This window comes from Pseudomonadota bacterium (assembly GCA_026390555.1).
Classification (GTDB): domain Bacteria; phylum Bdellovibrionota_C; class UBA2361; order UBA2361; family OMII01; genus OMII01.
In genome coordinates this window covers 1-20,109 of record JAPLFS010000028.1, presented here as the reverse complement: position 1 = coordinate 20,109, position 20,109 = coordinate 1, and the positions used below count along the sequence as shown (strand labels likewise).

The window sequence follows — 20,109 nt, the reverse complement described above, 5'->3', positions numbered from 1 at the left end:
CACGCAGATCTCGGCCGCTGCCGTAGGGGTAGGGGCGCGCAGATCCGCCACCAGATCACATAGCGTTGTATCTACCTCGTGCCCTACCCCTGAGATGATCGGAGTACTACAGGAGAAGACCGCCTTAACGAGCGCCTCCTCGTTAAAGGCCCAGAGGTCCTCGAGCGACCCGCCACCCCGCGCTACGATAATAACATCAACCAACCCGGAATCATCGAGGCGCTTAAGTGCGGCCGCGATCTCAAGTGCGGCCCCCTCTCCCTGCACGCGGCTCTCAGAGAGGTAGACTATCATCGATGGAAAGCGCTCTCTAATCTTGACCAACATGTCGTGAATTACCGCTCCGGTCTTGGAGGTAACGATTCCAACGGCCCGTGGCAGAAAAGGTATGGGGCGCTTACGTTCGGGAGAGAAGAAACCTTCCCGTTCGAGTCGGAGCTTAAGCTCCTGAAAGCGTCTTTGCAGATCGCCTTCGCCATCCTCTACCATGCGTGTGACGGTCACCTGTAGCCGTCCCTGCTGCGGATACACGCTGGCAGAGCCGTGACAGCGCACGACCATACCGGCCTGCGGTTTGAAACGCAGGGTGCGCGCCGTACCCGCCCACATAACGCACGACATCTGCGCCCCCTCGTCCTTTAGGGTAAAATAGAGGTGCCCGCTCTGTGCGACGGTAATCTGGGAGATCTCTCCGCGAAAAAGCAGCTGCGGTAATTGGCTTGCGAGTATATCGTTAATGCAACGGGTAACGTCCGAGATTGAGAGGTACGGGTTGGCCTCAACTGAAGCTGTACTAGTCGGGCCACGTTTTTTTAGGGGTGCATCCACGGTGCTGAGGTTACTACGAAAACAGATTAACTTAAACGGTCCTAAAAATCCTGTGCGGATTGGGCCCTATACCAGGCTTAGTCGCATCTGGGGGGTGCTCTTTGCCTCCCTTATCATCGACCCCTTTCTTCCAGCACTGCTACATCCCAACGTGCCCTATAGCGTGGCGGTAACCGTCGCGGTAGCGCTCGCTATTCCACTACTCCCCTGTACTGCGCAACACACCGTGCACGATCTAATCGCTAGGCTGCGCGGGTATAACCGTAAAGTTATGAAGAGCAGATCCTCCTACTTTCAGATCCTATTGCTCATAGCTATTTTAGCTGGCGTTCTGCCAAAGCTTGTAGCGATTGCTGGGGTCAACTCCATTTTCCTGATAGCCGTTCTGATCTCTGTTCTAGGGATCTCTATGATTAACTTTAAGCGGCTCCTCAAGCAGCACCGAGATGAGAGTGCACTGCTATTAACAAGTCCCTGGCTACAGATACAGCGCTGGGAGGTGCAGTTGGTTCTGCTACTCAGCATACCGCTCCTAGCCGCTCGTGCTATTAGTATCTGCGGGGTATGCCTTGCTCTGCCCACTAACGACTACCTTGCTCGTATACCGTTTCTGCTGGCCGCGGCACTCTTTCTTGGGATGCTTAAGCCCGACAAACGGTTATTCCTGGGGCCTTGTCGTAAATGTAAGCTACCCGTTCCGATCGTGCTAGTGGATCTAGGCTCCTGCCTGCACTGCGATCAAGCGCTGCGCGACTCGTATAGTGATTATCACAAGCCGCACTAACCCCTGCTCGACGTTAGCTCTTAAACCACGAGAAGAGCCCACGCCGCGTCTGCTGATTACCTACTCCGTTAAGTTCCTGCGAACCCAACACAAGTTCATCTGCAATCGCCGATCCCACACTATCAGAAAGGATGCTAGCGCTTTGCACCCCTTGGCAAACGCTCTGAATCACTTCGTTCGAAGGGGAGAGTAGTGCAGCCTCAAGAACGAGGCCCTCAAGCATCGGTTCAACTAAATCCTGATTAAAATCAAAAACAAGCTGACACAGCCCTATCTGTTGACGAACCCAGGCTGCCCGCTGTTGCGATACAAGTCGCTGCCTAAACACCTCGACTCCCTTCTTTCCAGGCGATTTAATGGTGCCTATAAGCATTAACCCCTGCTCTAAGGGTCGCCCGTGCGGAAGATTAACAACTGCTCTGCATGCGATGCGAGATAATTGGCTGGTTGCCGAGACATCCACGATGCGCGGGGCGTTTCCTCCCACCTCAACCACCTGACGACCGCTGGAGTTCGTAGGCTTTACGAAAAACTCACGGGTCTGCGAGAGTAGCTCCTCTCCAGAGAGGGAAAGCGCCCTGATACGAGCAAAGAGAGAGATCTTAGAAAAGGCGCGCTGCCCATCAAGACCAAGGGACCAACCGAGGATCTCATCCTTCTTAAAGTTAGTTACCACCGAGTGGGCTGAGAAGCCCGTGCTACCTTCAACACAAACGCCCCGTGTTACCGGCTTAAAGCCCATACCGAGAAGATCCGAGAACGCCTGTAGTAAAAGGTGCCCATCTTCGCGTTCGAGTGAAACCTCCACCCGATAGGGGGTAAATAGCTCCCCTACCCGACCGGAAGCCAGCTCTGCTATCTGTCGCGAGGCGTCCCGTGGTAAGAATGTCGCCTGAATACGCACACATTCATCATTGCCGAAGTTCCAGGCTGGATCGATCTCAATTGATTGCAGGTCGACCGGCGCCTCACTACGCGGGAAGTTTACGTCGGATTCAATTACGTCACCCTGCCCCCCGTTATCGTTTTTTTGCGGCTCTCGCCCAGAGACCTGCAGCGTAACTATCCCCATATCACCGCACAGGACGCGATCATCTGAAGAGACGACCATCACCTCACAGGTAAGGTTATGACTTCCCTGCTCTAGCAGTAGAAATTCAACCGGAATATCAATGCACAAACCTCTATAATAAGCCCATGCGCCCTTTGGATGAAGCACCCGTCTGTAGCGGTATGAGGATACGGATTCAACTGCAACGTTGAGCTCCGAAGCTACATAGGGAATACCGAGAGATGAGAGCTCTACTATATTACCGCGCGAGTCCAGAAACCGGCACTCTAAAAGAACACCCTCGCCTGCATGCATGAACAAGGATAGATCAAACTGCACCGAGACCGAATGACGCTCCCAGCCAGCCACGATCTTATAGCCAGATGAGATCCTTAGCTCCGAGAGTCTGTCGCCTGAAACCACATCGTGTGGCCACATTCCTACCGCGTGCGGTGCTGGCGCATTGAGATTTACTAGCTCTAAGTGAGGAACGCAGATACTCTCCGCTCGACTAGCAGTCAGGATCTCAGTACCCTCGTTGTCTATTACAGAGATCAATAGCTCGATATCACATCGACCAGGGGGAAGATCTAAGGCTCCATACGGTACAAATGCGCGAATATCATCAATTATGATCCTTTGTGCATTCGGACGGATCGGAACTAGGGAACAGAACGCGAGGTCCTCTGAGAGCACTTGAACCTCACCTGCTCGACCCGGGTCAGTCCAACTCGACCATTCAGGACGGACCGCCACACCCTTCCCATCGCAACGCACCGACACCCTCAGCCATAGCGGCTGCCCATCATGCCCAACCAGTCGCAATCCGCACGTAACAAAGCACCCCTTTGCCCCAAATACCTGATGGTCATGCATGACCTCGAATCCAAATAGCGCGTCATCCTCATCACTAGAGAAGGCGGCTACCGTTTCACTAAGAGCGTCACTCCTACGAGACTGGTAAACCTCAAGCCCGGTCAGGCTCATCTTGCGTTTGACATACCACTTAAGCAGCATCCCCAACTCATCCAACTCACGGGCTACATCGTAATCGTAGATCAAACCGCCCCCAGACGAACTCTGCTGCAAGGAGCCCTCGCTCTCATCTGCACTTACGGCGACAAGCGCCTCCTGTGCCCTCCTAACAAGCCCCGCTACGATAGATACCTCAACGGAGCCCGCATAAAGTATGCTAAGAAGTGGCGCAACGTTCGGATCAAGGGAATAAATACCGGTCTCACGGTGGGAAATCTTTCTAATAATAGCGAGTACTAGCTCGCCCACCTTACCGATAGCTTTGCAAGAAGTTGCAACAGATCGTGCGCGATACCTAGCTGCTTTGCGTATAGCCTCATCAAGGGGCGCTACGAATTGCTGCAGAGCGTCCGACCTAGCACTTATAAAGTTACGAATCTCTACTGGGGTCGCTGCGCGCGGCTCACGATATAATACCGCCCTGCTTGCCTTACCGTTATTCACTGCAAGTGAGCTACGCGCAACTTTCAGGGGAGCTCCGAGATCACCGTTGATGCCCTCTAGCCCATCAACACGTGAAACTTCCTTCTCTACAACGCTCATCTACCGGTGACCTTGGTAAGTTCTATACATATCTTCATAAAATTCACTATAATCTTGGTGAATTTATCGAGCCACTTCAACTACTTCCATAGTAGTTTCCTATTGCAAGCCAGAGTTGTAGGCTAGTACATAGGGGGCGCTAGGGCTGCTCCTTATAAGAGAAGCCGTTTTGTACCCTACTTTACTGTAAACTTTCAACCCATGTTGAGAGAGTTTGTAAAGGTGTTGGGTTTTGGACTATAACGTCAACTCACCTGTGCATTTGCAAACCTCGTCGTAGGTACTTACAGACTATTGGGATTAGAGATTTATCCATGGCAACAGAGATCAAGATGCCGCAACTGAGCGATACCATGAGTTCGGGAAAGATCCTTAGCTGGCGCAAAAGCGAGGGCGACCAGGTTAAACGCGGAGATATTCTGGCCGAGGTTGAAACCGACAAGGCTAATCTTGAGATCGAATCGTTCTTCAACGGGGTTCTTCTTAAGGTAATGGTACCTTCCGGAACTGACGCCAAGGTGGGCGAGGTGATCGCTATGCTTGGCGCAGTTGGTGAGTCGGTCTCAACCCCTTCTAAGCCGGTCGCCGCAGTAAAGACGGTGATTGCTACGATCCAGCCCCCAGCAGCTGAGCTACCTCCGGCTCGTACTACAACTTCCGTTATCTCTAACACCCTTGAACTGGTTACAGATGAGCCCCGTATCAAGGCCAGCCCCCTTGCAAAGCGAGTTGCAGAGGATCTCCAGATTAACCTCTCCTCAATTCAAGGCTCTGGACCAAACGGCCGTATCGTACGTAGAGATGTCGAGGCTGCCGCTGGTAATGGCTCTACAGCTCCAGTGCTTGAAACCTTTACAGCTCCGCAGAGTTACTCAAGAGCTCCAGCTAATCAGGTACCAGCTAATAGCGCTGCAACTGCCGGAACCCTGACCCCACTTTCTCGTATGCGAGAAACGATTGCGCGCAGAATGCAGGAGAGCGTCACTACAGCGCCGCATTTTTATTGTACGACCTCAGTCAATATGGGTGAGGCCCTACGCCTACGTGAAGCCCTTAAGGAGCGCGCCGAATATAAGGCTATCAGCGTTAATCACCTTATTATCAAGGCGGTTGCTTACGGACTTAAGCACGAGCCCCACGTTAATGCCGCCATGAAGAACGAGCAGCTCTATCAACCCGCTCAGATCAATATCGGTATCATTACAGCGATAGACGACGGTCTGATCATTCCGGTACTTAAAGAGGCCGACACGATGAGCCTTAGGGATGTAGTGTTCGAGGCCAAAGCTGCAATCGAGCGTGCTCGCGCTGGTCGTCCAAGCTCAAATGATCTCTCGGGTGGCACATTTAGCATCTCTAATATGGGGATGTTTGATGTTGAAAACTTTACCGCCATAATTAATCCAGGCCAGGGTGGGATTTTGGCGGTCAGCTCCGTTAAGGAGCAGCCGGTTGTGCAGAAGGGTCAGATTGTTATCGGTTCGGTCATGAAAGCAACCGTTTCAGTTGATCACCGCATCATAGATGGCGTGATGGCGAGCCGCTTTCTCAAGCACTTTAAGGAAGCGCTTGAGATGCCCGCTCTTCTTATGGCGTAGGAGACGTAGTATGCCGATAGATGTCCCCCGTAACACAACCACTCTCGTCAAGCCATCGTGGCTTAAAGTGCGTGCGCCCGGCTCGCCTGAGTACCTTGAGACCCGCAAGATAGTTAAAGATCTTAAGCTCCACACCGTCTGTGAAGAGGCGCAGTGCCCAAATATCGGTGAGTGCTGGTCGCATCATACGGCGACCTTTATGATCATGGGGGAGCTGTGCACACGAAGATGTCACTTTTGCTCGGTAAAAAAAGGAAGCTCAGAGACCCTCGTTGCACTCGACCAAGACGAGCCCGAGCGCGTAGGCATTGCGGTTAAGGAGCTCCGTCTTAAGCACGCAGTTATCACCTCTGTTGATCGCGATGATGTGCATGATAACGGGGCTGGCCACTTTCTAAAAACCGTTGCTGCTGTGCATAAGCACGCACCTGGTTGTAAGGTTGAACTCCTTATTCCGGATCTCAAGGGCTCACGCAGGGATCTTGAAACGATCCTGAGTGCCAAAATAGATGTGCTTAACCACAATATTGAGACCGTTCCACGCCTCTATAAGAAGGTTCGCCCTGGGGCTGGTTATATTCGCTCCCTTTCAATTCACCGCTGGGCCAAGGAGATAGATTCGGGCGTTATAACGAAGTCCGGCATTATGGTTGGGCTCGGAGAGAGCCGTGCTGAGGTGCTGGCTGTGATGGATGATATGCGCGCGAGCGATATCGACGTTATGACCATCGGTCAATATCTTCGACCAAGCCAGAATCAGCTTCCTGTGAAGGCTTTTATCACCCCTGACGAGTTCAAAGACTACGAGGTTGAGGGATTAAAGCGCGGCTTTCGCTTCGTTGAATCAGGGCCCTTTGTGCGTAGCTCCTACCACGCCTGGAAGCATACTGCTGATATTGCGGCGCGAGACTAAGCATGTTCCCTACCGAGCCAAAGAACCTCGGAGCGCTATATCTAATCCCTAATCTTTTAGGGGAGGCATCTATCGATTCCTCGCTACCAACCCTTATAGCAGCCGTTGTTGCTCGCCTCTCCTGCTTCATAGTTGAGGATGAAAAGAGCGCTCGGCGTTTGATTAAGCAGCTCTCGCCAGGAACAGATCTGCGCGCGCTCTCGATGCAGCGCCTTAACAAGCATACACAGGAGTCTGAGTTAGCGCTCCTTACTCAGCCCTTGCTAGCTGGGATTGATATCGGAATTATCTCTGAGGCCGGCTGCCCAGCCATCGCGGATCCTGGGGCTGAGATCGTGCGGCTAGCACACACCCTTGGGGTAAGGGTACATCCATTGGTCGGCCCCTGCTCGATGACCCTGGCGTTAATGGCCTCTGGCTTTAACGGACAACGGTGGCGCTTTGCAGGATACCTGCCGATGGAGGCACCACAGAGAAAGGAGACCCTGCTAGGCCTCGAGCAGGACCTATACAATAACGGGGAAACGCAGATCGTGATGGATACTCCCTACCGAAATCAGCGCCTCCTTGAGGATATCCTAACGCACTGCCGCGCCGATACCATGCTGTGCGTAGCAGCCGCCCTGACAACATCGACAGAGTTAATTCAGGTGCAGTCAGTTGCCGAGTGGCGTCGCCGTGCTGCAACTATCGGCAAGACCCCAGCCCTGTTTTTGCTGGGAACGTAAGTCTAAGCAGTCAGTGTCGCCAAAAAACGGCTCTAAGAGCTCTTGCTAATTGCGATAACCACTTGAAACTGCTATTATAATTACAATTAGACTGTATTTGCAAAGAGGCTAAAAACATCAATATTGCGTATATATATAGTGTAATCAGCGCTGCCCCTGACTACCCACCCTTCACCGTATCGGATAGCGTAGCACCTCCTTAAAAAACTAAGATGAACACCCTTATGGCCATCCCCCTATTTATGCCAAAGATGCACGGTGCGCTTATGGGTTTGCTCACCCTCCTACGCCGGAGTCTTAGCACGCGATGAAGCGCATCTCCGGCACCACATTAGCCCTGATCGGACTCTTCTTTGGACTCAGCGCCGGGCTGGGAGTGGTAATGTTGAAGTACTACATCGTACAGGAGGTCGTAGACGCACTTGACGAGGAGGTTAAGAAAGCTTGCGACTGCAAGCTCGAATTTGATTCGTTCTCCCTCTCCTTTTTTGGGCGTAATGGGCGAGCCACCAATGTGCGAATCGTCGAAAATGGGGTGCCCCGACTCTGGTTTGACGAGGTCACTACCGATGTAAATATCGATCAGATTAGAGAGAAAAAGGTATACTTAGAGAACCTAGTACTGTCCAACGGCACAGCCGATGGAGTCGGGCCAGATTCCGTTACCTTCCGTTTTATAGATCAGTTAACGACCCCCCTACCCCCCGAAAAACAGAAGGCCGATCGCTGGCGCGCAATCCTTAATACCCTAGAGATGCGAAATTCACGTATCCGTGAATCGTTCGGTTCAAGTGAGATACTTGGCTCTGGGACCTCGCTCTTTGTGCAACGCGTCGAGCAGGGATTCTCACTCCGACCGCATATTGCAGATCTAAGGTACCGTTCCTTTTCAAAAGATGATCCCACTCAGATTACGGAACTGCGGCTCGGAGAGCTCTCTACCTCTATTATAATCGAGGATGCGCGCACGCTCTTCGACCCTCTCCGGCTCGGCCGCGACTCTTCAAATATCTCTCTACAAATGGCGGTCGATACCGATCAAGGCGACAGAAGCACCGGAAGCGCTAAATACGAACTTACCCCCGGCTACATCGGACTTCCCGATTGGCTGCAGGGGGCTTTTGTTGGCCAAGCCGGTATTAGCGGCACACTTGGTAGCCCAATTATAAGTGGTAATATCAGCAATGCTCCAGCAACTCAGTTTAGCTTACTTTTTCCGCACGCCTCGCCCCTAACGCTTGACTCAATCAAGGGCAGCCTCGTAGTTGATGTTAACCACGGCGATCCGATCATCACATTAAAAGAGCTGGCCGGACTAAGCAAAGACTCGTTCTTTCAGGCCAGCGCGCCGCTGGTGTTCTCTGACAAGGGCCTTGTCGCAGGATTTGATCTCTCGGTGCCCTCGTTCTCCTACGGCCCACTGTCCCTAACAGATGCAACGGCTCATCTCGAGGTAACGCCCGAGGGAGAGGACAGCCTGACCCAGTTCAGTGTCAAGACTAAGGACCTCGCCCTGCAGGGAACTTCACTTGGACCAGCATCGCTTAAGATCGCTCTGCACCCAACAAAGGTAGATATTAACGTCGAGTCCACCGATCCTAAACAGGGCCGCCTTACCTGGCAGGGCTCGATTGATATCGCGGCACCTGAGCCGGTTATTACAAAGGGCGAGCTAAAGCTTGTCCGCTTTAGATATCCCAACGGCAAGCCTGTTGAATCGGCTCCGTTAAGCCCGATTGAAATCACCTCAGATCTCTCTTTTAAGGGCCCCGTAGATCTCTCTAAGCTCACTATCAATGGTGAAACGACTATCTCCTTTCCAGCAACTCCGCACGGTATGGCGTTAAACGGAAAGACCACCCTTAAGGATGGAATCCTTACAGTGGCACTTCCGAACTCTGCATATAAGGGTTCCGCTACACTCAAGGTTGACCTGGTTGGAGGCACCGGTGGAAAGCTCGCAGTAAATCTGCCCGGTGTTGCCTTGTCTCATTTAATCGATGGTGCTGATTGTGGCGCCGTAAACGCAGCTCTCGACTATTCATTCCCACTAACACAGCCATTAGGGGGCCGCGGCTCACTTAATATAGCGGAGCTAAAGATCGGTTGTGCGCCCTACGTACTTGAACTGCCGAAAGATTCCCTACTTCCGATCGTTGGCGGCTCTCTGGCCTTCAAAGATATCTCATTATCGGGTTCAACTTCGGCGCTTAATATCGCAGGGACGCTTGGATTCGTTAACGGATTCGATCTCGCTGTTAACGGAGACCTGTATCTCAGCGCTCTCCTACCGCTGCTGCCCTCGATTGATAATCTTCAGGGGCTTGTTAAAACAAAACTAACCGCTAAGGGCCCCATTAATCAGCCATCTTTTGCCGGTATCGCCGAGCTATCCAAGGGTGAGTTCGGTCTTCAATCGCCGGATTTAGAAGCTCATAACGTTTCAGGTATATTTAATCTCGAGGGGGATCGGGTCAGGCTTCAAGATCTACGGGGTGTTGTTAATACCGGCACCTTCGAGCTAGGCGGAACTCTATTACTTGCAGAATTTGAGCGATCAACCCTGACCGCACACATGCAGGAGGTTACCATTGAACCGATTAATGATACCTCAATCACCTTCTCCGGCGATCTGGCGCTTGGTTCCGGTAAAGACAAACGCCAGATCTTAAGTGGCGATATCGCAATAGACTTCGCCGAGATCAAGAAAGACTTTAACATGAACCAGATCCTAATGAATGCGATCTCTGGGTATTTTCTGCCTCGCCGGATTCAACCACAGGTGGGGAAAAAGCCGGTCGACATAGATCTTGATGTGCAGATCCATGCGCCACGCAACATCTTTGTCATCACACCGTTCTTTAGCGCCGAGCTGAATACTCAAATTCATGCCTCGCAGTCGGTCTCTGAGCCAGCACTTACTGGAAGCATGCAGATCTTAAGCGGTTGGGTAGGGCTCAAGGGTAATCGCTTTGAGATCACCTCTGGATCTCTCGCCTTTAGACCAGGCGCCCTTACCCCAACCATCTCCATTGCAAGTGAGGGTAGCCTGCGTACCCCTTCCGGCGATAACATCCTGGTCATTCTCGAAGCTAATGGCCCCCTTACCGCCCCCCGTATAGTGCTCTCCTCCGACCGCGGCCTCTCTCAGAGTGATCTGCTCCTCCTTATAACATCGAGTCGCTCACTAACCGGAAGAACGATGGCCAACAGGCTCGGGGATCAGTTTGGCGATGATCAGAGGTTCTTCCTATCTACCTCCTCATTTAGCAGTATCGGTTCGTTCTTCTCGAATCTTTCGAAGATCGACGTGCTATCATTTGAACCGGCCTATAATCCCTTTACCGGCTCAATCGAGCCTGCGGTTGTAGCTAAGAAAAAGATCGCTCCCCGCTTCGCTCTAGTTGGAGAGAGCTTGCTCGGTACTGTAAGTAGCTCCAGAGCCGGTGCTGTATACAACCTAACCCCTACGCTCAACGTAAGCTCCTTCCTGCAGACCGTCAGCACACAGAAAAATACTATCTTTAGCGCTGATCTGACCCATACGATCCTCTCCGAGCAATCTACCTTTATTACCTTTACAGTTGAGGGGCTAAATGAGTTTAACGAAGAGAGCATCCTCGCTGCAGCCCGTCTTGGCGCGGGCTCCCGCGTTCGTAACGATGCGGCCAGCCTTACCTCTATCCAACGCGACATAGTGCAGTACATGCACAACCAGGGCTTTCGAAACGCAACCGCAAATATTACCTGTACCGATAGCGATACGTACTGCCATCAATTGCTGGTGCTCGTTGATGAGGGTGCACAGTTTACTATCTCCAGCATCTCTACCGATGGCGACGCACTCTCCCCAGAGATCAGCAAACGCATTCACTCAGTTGCTAAGCAGGGCGACACAGCAACCTCGCTAATCGCAAATAGACTCGAAGGGGAGCTCGTACTTGCGCTGCGTAATGAGGGATACATTGCGGCCCGCATATCACCCAGCTATCGCAACGTTCCTGACACGACTACAGCAGAGCTTACTATTAGCGCAGATATTCGTGAGCCGATCTCATTTGTTTTTAAGGGAAATAGCCTTTTTTCTGCCAATGATTTCCTAGACTCAATAGATCTATTCTCTCGTAAGCGACCGTTCGGTAACAACACCATCAAACTGCTCGTGCAAAACATCGAGCATATGTATCAGGAGCGTGGATATCTCTTCGTACAGGTAACGTATAAGGAGGACCGCTCTAATCCTGCACGTTTAAGCTACGAGATAACTATTGCAGAGGAGTCTCCAACCAAGGTAGGGCGTCTTACTATCCAGGGAAACGAGCATCTCTCCCTGGACAGGATTGAACAGGTCATGGAGGAACTTGGATTTGCCGAGCAGCGGAATCTGCTTAAGCCGGAATACGCGATCCCAGATCAACTTGATGCGTTACGGGATGTTCTCATAACGGTATTCAAGCAGGAGGGCTTTACCACAGCACAGGCATCCTACCAGATTGAACCGATACGGGGTGGCAATTCACTCGCCATTATATACACAGTATCAGAGGGTGACTCTCAAGTTATAGAACACATCACCACCCTCGGATTTCCACCGCTAATACAGCAACCAATCACTCCAACTACTCCTGCCTCATTCCCTCGTATCAATAAATACATCGAACAGATAGTTGATACCCTTAAGAACGAAGGCTTCCCCTTCCCCTCTGTTGTTAGCGATACCCCAGCTAATAACAACTCAATTGAGCTCACTGTAGAACCTGGACAAAGAAGCTATATCAGCTCTATCTCATACGAAGGGCTGACACGCATCTCGATTGAGACTGCAACGAGCTATACTAGCTTTAAGATTGGCGATCCCTACAATTTTGAGACTATAAACCAAACAAAGCGCGATCTGCTGCGTTCTAGTCTCTTTTCGCGGGTTGAGATCGTAGCAACAGATGGCACTATCGATAGCCAGGGGGAGTCCATTACGATCCGCCTTGTTGAGCGCCCACTACAGACCCTTGAGATAGGCACCGGTGCGAATTCTGAGTTCGGGCTACACCTCTTCGGAGAAGCGGTTGATAAGTCGCTCTTTGCTGATGGCAGGAGCCTCTCTCTGCGGGTTGATACCTACCTTGATCAGGCTGACATAAACTCCTCCGGCTCCGACAATATAAGCCAGGGATTTACGAGCCTGCGCTACCTTGTACCATCCCTTGCAGATTCAGATTACTCCCTAACTGAGGAGGCCCGCTATCAACGCCAGGACCTTACAACTCAAGCGTTCGATCTCGACCGAATGCTTTTTGGATCCTATCTGTTCCGCCAATTCTCCTCCGGTATAAGTATGTCGGCGGGACACTCCCTGGCGTTGGATCACCTCGTTAATGTAGAGCCTGGTGCTATTATCGGCCCACTCGATGATGGCTTCGTCCGGTTAAGCTTCTTATCAAGCGTTATAAAGTTCGATCATCGCGATAACCCCCTCCTCCCAAACTCCGGCTACACGATGACCCTTGAACCAAAGCTCTCACTCGAGGCGATCGGATCTGAGGCTAATTTCGCTACAATCCTGGCCAAGACGACTAGGATCGTGCCCCTCACTCCCCTTGGTCCACGCTTTTCATTGGGCCTTGGAGGATCGGCGGGTATCTCGCAACCCTTTGGCGACACAACGGAGATTCCGATTACACAACGTTTCTATCTTGGAGGACGAACCACTGTGCGCGGATTTAGGGAGAACTCCCTTGGGCCACTCGGTTCAGATGGAGCTGTTATAGGGGGCGATACCCTTCTAGCGGCAAAGACCCAGTTCCAATACCTGCTCTTTGATTCATTTAGCACCCATCTCTTTATGGATCTTGGAAACGTATTTCTACGACATGAAAGCTTTGAATTATCGGATATTAGGGAGGGCGTTGGGGGAGGATTCCAATATCGCTCTCCGATTGGCCCGATCGGATTTGATGTAGGACACCCGATTGACCGTCAGGAGGGGGAGTCCTCGGTACGACTTCACTTCTCCGTTGGGAGCGTGTTCTAAAATATATCAAATCGATCTCAAACTCAAAACATCGTAACCATCTGCCTTTCTGAATACCTTTAAGTTAGGTTAGATTAGGATGGTCGTGAAAACAGTGAGATATCAAGTATGAATAACCTACCTAAAACAAGCCTCCCTAACCTCCAAAAGGCCTCCTTTATTCTAATCTTCCTGATAGTGGTGGGGATCTTCGTATTCAAATTAGCCACCCCCTTTATTACGATCCTGTTTGGATATTTGACGCTACACTATATAGGGAGGTTTCTACCGAAGGGGCTTGCGATCCTGGCCTTCTCTATTTTAGTGCTGACCGTCTTTTATCTTTTCGGACACTTTATTACAGAAGCGGTGCGCGCCCTGCCGATGGCTGCCAATAAGGCGATTCCGCTTACAATAGACTATGCCAACCAGTATGGAGTTACCCCACCCTTTACTGATAGCGAGACCCTCAAAGCGTTTTTATTAAAAAATATAAACTCGCAGATGCATTCAGCCTTTAAGTTCGCCACCATATTCTCTAAGGAGTTTATCTACATAATTATCGGTCTCGTTGTTACCTGCGGGATCTTTTCGTGCGGCTCAATCGATCTGGGCAGCGGTAGCTATGCGATTAAAGATAATTTGTACTCAATGTTCGCCTCTCAGTTAGCTACACGCTTTCGGCGGCTATTCGATAGCTTTCATACGGTTATGGGGGCGCAGCTTATTATCTCGTCGGTAAACACCATCTTTACCAGCCTCTTCCTCCTGACTTTGTCGATCTTTGATACCCCGCTACCGTACTCATTTGTTATAGTAGTTGTTACGTTCCTATGTGGACTTCTTCCGATAGTCGGTAACTTAATAAGCAACTCTGTAATCTTCTGTATCGGGTTAACTCAATCAGTGAATCTTGCCCTGATATCGCTGAGCTACCTAATCGTGCTGCACAAGTTTGAGTACTTTCTGAACAGCAAGATAATCGGCGGCCGCATTAAAAATCCGATGTGGCTAACCCTGCTCTGCCTTCTGATAGGAGAGCGCTTGGCAGGCATCCCAGGTATGATCCTAGCTCCAGTTCTGCTTAACTACCTGAAACTTGAAGCCTCTCAGATCGATGCTGCGCGCTAGGCCAACTTGTATCCTGCAATTTCCTGCAACCCCTCCTGCTCCCAACGCATCGTATTGACCTATATACCGGTGCTTTAGGACTGGGGTTAAAGGTTAGTTGGGGTTTATATGCTCAGCGCTCTTATAGTTGATGACTCGCAAACACAGGCTTCTACCGAGGGGCTAATACAGATGCTTAGCGCCGTTAAGAGCTGCGCTGATATAACGGTTATCAGCACCAGAGTAGAGGCTCAGCCTGCGGCCTCATCTACAACGCCGTGCAATTGGATTACAGCCAACAATCTTATTGATGGCCTAGCCCAAGCGATTAACGCTGCATCGAGTAAGCGCGTCCTTATTATCAGCTCAACCCTTAGCTTTGAAGCGAACGACCTCTCGCGTATGGCAGCAGAGCAAGAGAATAGCTCAGTGCTTGAACATACTATTTACGAACCATGTGCGGGTCGTTCGATCCTGGAGCTTCCGGAGATGAGCTCTGATTCAATCGTAGAGTCGCTGCAGAATAACAGCACTTGGCCGATGGTATGTGTTGCTACAACTCGTTACGCCCTGAGCGCCACTCGACCTACAACCTGCGCTTCAGTAGCTGAGTATATCGCGCAGACCCTGATCTTATCGCTCTCAGATGGAGATCTAATCAGAAGCTCCCGTGTAGCTAACCCAGCAATCTCTTCTAGCGACGCCGCGCGCTTAACCGAGCTCTCTAGCGAGGCGCTTGCCCGTTGCTTAAACTGCGCCGTTGATGCGCTGAACATTGAGGAGCTCTTTCCACGACATAACTGGCTCTCTTATAGTAATGAGAGTGCGGCAGCATCGTACCACTCCCTAGCTGCGCTCTTTCTCCGTTTTGGAGATGCTACTACCGCGGCTCAGTGCCTACAATGCAGCGAGTCCCTTGAGGAGAGCCCACGCTACTTTGCATTAAAGGGCCTAATTCAGAACAGCACGGGTGAAACCCTCGGTGCAGTTGCTAACTTAGTTTCGAGTCTTCAGGTGTATGAGTCCCGTAAGGTAAACGACGGGTCGCACTATCTGAGCTTTGCTCCGAGTAACCTTGAGCTCGTTAATACCTATCTAGCTGATGGACTAGGCGCTCTAAACGACAAAGACAACTCGCGCGCGATCGCGCTCTTCTCTGAGGCTGTTTTTAACTTCGACCCGTTCTATGCACAGCACGGCGTTGAAGAGGCTATTAAGGCGCTCTCATAGTCCGTTGATCATAGTGATAGTGGGCGTCGGTCTCTAGGCCGGCCACGAAAAAGATAAGCTACCTGAGCATTTGTACCTAGCCATTCTGGCTTGTCCCGCCGAAGCTTGCGCGAAGGAGGAAGAACGGCGTTCCCAGGGCTAACGCCTCCCCGTAATACCATTCGCTTTCGTCCACCCTGGCTCTCACCTCATTTCCATCAGAGGCAAAACAGATCAATCAGACGCTTGGTTGTTCCGATCAAACTTCTCAGCAATCCACATTTTTACAAGAGATTGTCGCGTAATTCCTAGGCGTCGAGCTTCTTTGTCCAGACTTGAAATTACCCAGATAGGGAAATCAATATTAACACGACGTAGTTCTGCATTTACCCTGCGCACCTTTGGTTTATCGAGATGCTTAGTGACATCTTCACCTCGATCAAATGCCGCATCGAAGTCTTTAGTTTTAATTTTCTTCATATAGTTCCACCTCTTCTTTTCGCGAGCGTCTCACCGAGATAATTCTTATTTTCTCTCTGCGGTACGTAATCACAGCGCTCCAGTGCTTGTCTGCGATCTTGCCGATCAGGAGAAAGCGCGATTCCCCTATTGTTTGCGCCTCAATCTCCAATAGATGAGGGTCATTCCAAAGAGCCTTGGCCTCCTCAAAGTCAATCCCATGCTTCTCTTTATTAGATTCGCTCTTACTGGGATCGAACTCAAAATCCATATGCTATATATACCATAAATATACCTAATCTACTATCAATTTAGCATTATACGGCTAACAGCCTGTATATACATAGATTACTTCTGGCGTTTAGGCTTGAATGATCCGACATAGCCGCATCAATTAAACGTTTATGATCCCCCCCCACAGAAAACTATAGATTCCCAAACGCGGGCTGCCACACTCAGCCGCCATACGAACATCCTTAACAAGGCGCTTAATCTAGATAAAACTACCTATATATGCATATTTTCAGTCGATTGCTACAACTACCTGATTTTACATAGTAAAATGTGTTTCTCTGGGGTCCTAGAAAGGACGGTAAAAGCAGCTGGATCCGACATAACCTGCCCTATGCTGTGTATATAGACCTCCTAAAGAGCGACATATATTCCGAGTATGCGAGCAATCAAGCCCTTCTTAGGGAGAGGTATGCCGTCCTATCAACTGCCCAGGAAGCTCGCCAGCCGATCGTTATCGATGAGATTCAGAGGTGACCCCCTCTTCTCGATGAAGTTCGCTTTTGGAGAACCTCTAACAAGCAGGAGGTGGATTTTATCCTCAATGACAAGGAGGTCGCGCTGGAGATTAAGAGCTCCAGCAAAACTGCCCTTGTCGAGGGCAAAAACCTATCTATAGTGCGCGAAGATGGAGCGATTAAGCGGCGCATCTTAGTGTCGTTTGATCAGCAGCCTAAAATTCTCTCAGATCGTTTCGGTGCCATTGAGATCTTACCCTGGAGGTAATTCTTGCAACAATTATGGCAGGGATTAATCGTCGCGTGATCTCCAAAGGCCTCGGCTTAACCCCACTCAACATAAACTATAGCTCCTCCCAAAAAAAGCGTCACACAAGATCGTGTGGCAATTTTTCTGGTTTGAGGAGCTATAGTTGTTGTTTTGTCGCGCATCCGCGCGATAATGGTGCGTTTTCTTCGGGCAAAAATATATTTCAGATTTAATTGCCTGCGCCGTAGCGTTGCCCTCATTAAAGATCTCCTCAACGATCCGACAAACTAACAACACCACAATCTGGTTCCTCACCGATAAGTGTGGGTTCATTAGATGGAAAACCCCTGCGCGGGAACGTGAACCGCTTCCCGTTACCTGCCCCCGCTCCGATACCGGGTAACCCTTAAAAACCAGCTTTGACAGCATGGCTGCCAAGATGCTCAAAAGACTCGTAGGAATTTTGGTTCCTCACCGATAAGTGTCGGTACATTAGATGGGAAACCCCTGCGCGGGAAGCAGCGCACGTTCCAGCGCAGGGATTCAGCATCCATTATCTTACATTCTTCGACCGGCTTTTCTTCCAACTGCCACGCATAGTTATGCCATCATCCAGTAGCTTCTCACCCACACTTATTGGTGAGGAACCCACAATCTCTATCTCGCGCACTGCTAAACCGGTTTCTGACCAAACATTGCAATCTAAAGGTGTTCGCATGAGAAAGCATTCCAAGATAGGAACTCATCGACTGCCTCAGCGCTGCTGGAGCTCTTCCATCCAGCAGCGCCTCCTCCTGCCTTCCTGACAAGCGGCGAATCATTCGCCTTCTCGTAGAGCTCCTCATAACCCTATGGTAAGGCAGAAGCACATATCCTAAGAAGTCGATTCCTTGATGGAGGGGTCGAATCGACACTTTGCGCTGATGTAGGGCCAATTTAAGTTCCTGTTCTAAGAAGATCTCTATCTCTTGAAGCCACTGAACCAAGTCAGCTCGGCGCTCAGACAAAAGAACAAAATCATCTGAGAACCTCGCGTAGTGTTCTACTCTCAATCGATGCTTTACAAACTGATCAAGCTCGTTAAGGTAGATATTCGTAAAGATCTGGGACGTTACGTTTCCTATCGGCAATCCGGTACCCGGCACCCCTTCAGTATGAAAACTTTCGACGATCTCCCTTACTAATTTCAACACGCTCCTATCTCGAATTCGCTTGGCCACCAGCCTCATAAGAATCGAGTGACACACAGAGTCATAGAATTTGCGGATGTCACACTTCAGCGCCCAGCAAGGTCGGGAATAGTTTCTGCTAACTTTGTAGGTCATCCGCTCTAAGGCATTCACGCCAGCGTGCGTACCCTTTCCATCCCTGCCTGAATAAAGGTCATGAATGAGGCACGGCTCACAGATCCGAACCAACCAGGTGTGAACCACCTGGTGAACTATGCGGTCTCGCACTCCAGCCTTGCGAATATGGCGATGCTTCGGGTCGTGTATGAAAAACGAGTCGTAGGCACCGTGCTGATATGTACCGGCTATCAGTTCACGTCGAATGGCAAAGATATTACCCTCTAGTCGTCGCCAAAATTTTTGAACATCGGCTCGCTGACGCTTGCCGCGACAAAAAACATCCCAGGCAGCAAACAAAGCCTCAGATGAGGTAAGCTCGTCAAATAACCCGGGATTAACAGCCCCCATACGGAGAAGCCTTATGCAAATATTCGATACGCCACTAGTTCAACGTACCTACGACCTCTATCGTGCTCTCTACGAAACAAGCAAAAACATTCCCAAACAATCTCGATATACCTTGTGGCAGCGCTGCGAGAACTCCTGCCTCGATGCGCTACAAGGGCTTATCTTAATTACATACCTGCCTCAGGCTGAGCGACGAGAAAAGCTCATCCTGGTTAGCAGCTCACTCGACGTGCTCAGGATTATTGTGCGTCTCGCTTCTGACGTCAAAGTAATCGATAGGAAACGCTACCTCGCCCTTCAAGAGCAGATCGACGAAATCGGTCGAATGCTGGGCGGATGGCTAAAAAGCATGAAATAAAAAAGGGAGATAGAAGTTCCGGGCAAGAGCACGACCGATGTTGTCATTGTCGTTGTCGTCGTTGTCATCGTTGACCTTCAAGCCATTAGCATTAAAGTTGCCAACGCAAACACGGCCGCCAGAAGCCACTTACCTTTTGCCTCACCCCTTTGGAACCAGCACCACCGATCGATCTGCCCCTTGCAGAGCAGCTCCCACGGTTGAATTTTATTCGAGCTGGCACCGCAAGGTGCCAGCTACTAGGATGTGACAAGAAGTTCTATCTCCAGAGTGGCGATCGCTCTCCTTACACCCATGGGCGTAAGAACTCTGAATCCCACTCAAGTCGGCGGCTCCCGCCGCCGACTTGAGCCACTCCACGAACTTACTCCACGACGGAAACCCATAAAAGGACGGCCGTTCACTGCAGAGTGTTTACACTCTACTCACCCACAATCAACAATACCAGCCAAAATTTCGATCCAATGTTCAAAAACCCGCCGCCTGCGGCGGCGATCCAATGGGACACCCCCCCCCTAGCGGAGGGGGGCCAATAATCCAATCTCCAAGGATCAAGTTTTTAACTTCCGGGCAAGAGCACGACCGAAGTAGGCATTGACGCCGGAGGCGTCGCGGCCAACGTGGACCTTCAAGCCATCAGCATTAAAGTGGCCAACGCAAACACGGCCGCCAGAAGCTTTTGGCTCTTCGCAGCGAAGCCAGTCAGGAAGTAGTCGCTCCTTGTGCGTAAGATCGTACAACAGCGCCATCGTCATGACCTCAAGAGTCTTCACCTCCCGATACTCTTTGT

Annotated in this window: 15 protein-coding genes; 9 read left to right on the top strand and 6 right to left on the bottom strand. The window is 50.8% G+C overall.

Features of this window, described 5'->3' with window-relative positions; all coding sequences use genetic code 11:
* A partial coding sequence (xseA, locus tag NTV65_03230) for an exodeoxyribonuclease VII large subunit (GenBank protein ID MCX6114217.1) occupies nucleotides 1–828 on the bottom strand: 828 nt, incomplete at its 3' end.
* A 1-nt stretch (nucleotide 829) separates the two neighbouring features.
* On the opposite strand from xseA, the gene NTV65_03225 reads away from it, so the two are divergent.
* A complete protein-coding gene (locus NTV65_03225; GenBank protein MCX6114216.1) occupies nucleotides 830–1,612 on the top strand; it encodes a hypothetical protein in 783 nt (260 codons plus the stop codon).
* 13 nt (nucleotides 1,613–1,625) lie between these two features.
* Here the strand turns inward: NTV65_03225 and NTV65_03220 are convergent, their stop codons facing one another.
* On the bottom strand, nucleotides 1,626–4,241 hold the full coding sequence (locus NTV65_03220) for a hypothetical protein (protein MCX6114215.1): 2,616 nt from the start codon (nucleotides 4,239–4,241) through the stop codon (nucleotides 1,626–1,628).
* A 314-nt stretch (nucleotides 4,242–4,555) separates the two neighbouring features.
* On the opposite strand from NTV65_03220, the gene NTV65_03215 reads away from it, so the two are divergent.
* The 6 genes from NTV65_03215 to NTV65_03190 all read left to right on the top strand — a co-directional run bounded on the left by NTV65_03215 (nucleotide 4,556) and on the right by NTV65_03190 (nucleotide 15,827).
* Nucleotides 4,556–5,839: a dihydrolipoamide acetyltransferase family protein gene (locus NTV65_03215; GenBank protein ID MCX6114214.1), complete on the top strand. Its 1,284-nt coding sequence runs from the start codon at nucleotides 4,556–4,558 to the stop codon at nucleotides 5,837–5,839.
* A gap of 10 nt (nucleotides 5,840–5,849) precedes the next feature.
* Nucleotides 5,850–6,752, top strand: a complete 903-nt coding sequence (lipA, locus tag NTV65_03210) for a lipoyl synthase (protein ID MCX6114213.1) — start codon at nucleotides 5,850–5,852, stop codon at nucleotides 6,750–6,752.
* Between the two features lie 2 nt (nucleotides 6,753–6,754).
* Entirely contained in the window at nucleotides 6,755–7,480 is a 726-nt protein-coding gene (locus NTV65_03205) for an SAM-dependent methyltransferase (protein ID MCX6114212.1), read from the top strand.
* 307 nt (nucleotides 7,481–7,787) lie between these two features.
* Nucleotides 7,788–13,508, top strand: coding sequence for a translocation/assembly module TamB domain-containing protein (locus tag NTV65_03200; GenBank protein ID MCX6114211.1), 5,721 nt, complete (start codon nucleotides 7,788–7,790; stop codon nucleotides 13,506–13,508).
* 108 nt (nucleotides 13,509–13,616) lie between these two features.
* Entirely contained in the window at nucleotides 13,617–14,618 is a 1,002-nt protein-coding gene (locus tag NTV65_03195; protein MCX6114210.1) for an AI-2E family transporter, read from the top strand.
* Nucleotides 14,619–14,726: 108 nt separating this feature from the next.
* Nucleotides 14,727–15,827, top strand: a complete 1,101-nt coding sequence (locus NTV65_03190; GenBank protein ID MCX6114209.1) for a hypothetical protein — start codon at nucleotides 14,727–14,729, stop codon at nucleotides 15,825–15,827.
* Nucleotides 15,828–16,040: 213 nt separating this feature from the next.
* Here NTV65_03190 and NTV65_03185 read toward each other — a convergent pair whose 3' ends face one another.
* The gene (locus tag NTV65_03185) at nucleotides 16,041–16,277 is read right to left on the bottom strand and encodes a CopG family transcriptional regulator (GenBank protein ID MCX6114208.1); all 237 of its coding nucleotides are present in this window, start codon (nucleotides 16,275–16,277) and stop codon (nucleotides 16,041–16,043) included.
* Complete coding sequence (locus NTV65_03180; protein MCX6114207.1) at nucleotides 16,273–16,536, bottom strand: BrnT family toxin; 264 nt, start codon at nucleotides 16,534–16,536, stop codon at nucleotides 16,273–16,275. The genes NTV65_03185 and NTV65_03180 overlap by 5 nt, the downstream gene beginning before the upstream one ends.
* Nucleotides 16,537–17,084: 548 nt before the next feature.
* On the opposite strand from NTV65_03180, the gene NTV65_03175 reads away from it, so the two are divergent.
* Nucleotides 17,085–17,282 carry a hypothetical protein gene (locus NTV65_03175; protein ID MCX6114206.1) on the top strand — a complete coding sequence of 66 codons (198 nt, stop codon included), beginning with the start codon at nucleotides 17,085–17,087 and terminating at the stop codon, nucleotides 17,280–17,282.
* Between the two features lie 605 nt (nucleotides 17,283–17,887).
* On the opposite strand, the gene NTV65_03170 is transcribed toward NTV65_03175, so the two are convergent.
* A complete protein-coding gene (locus NTV65_03170) occupies nucleotides 17,888–18,961 on the bottom strand; it encodes a reverse transcriptase/maturase family protein (GenBank protein MCX6114205.1) in 1,074 nt (357 codons plus the stop codon).
* A 13-nt stretch (nucleotides 18,962–18,974) separates the two neighbouring features.
* Between NTV65_03170 and avd the strand changes: the two genes are divergently transcribed.
* On the top strand, nucleotides 18,975–19,319 hold the full coding sequence (avd, locus tag NTV65_03165) for a diversity-generating retroelement protein Avd (protein ID MCX6114204.1): 345 nt from the start codon (nucleotides 18,975–18,977) through the stop codon (nucleotides 19,317–19,319).
* Between the two features lie 551 nt (nucleotides 19,320–19,870).
* On the opposite strand, the gene NTV65_03160 is transcribed toward avd, so the two are convergent.
* A partial coding sequence (locus tag NTV65_03160; GenBank protein MCX6114203.1) for a hypothetical protein occupies nucleotides 19,871–20,109 on the bottom strand: 239 nt, incomplete at its 5' end.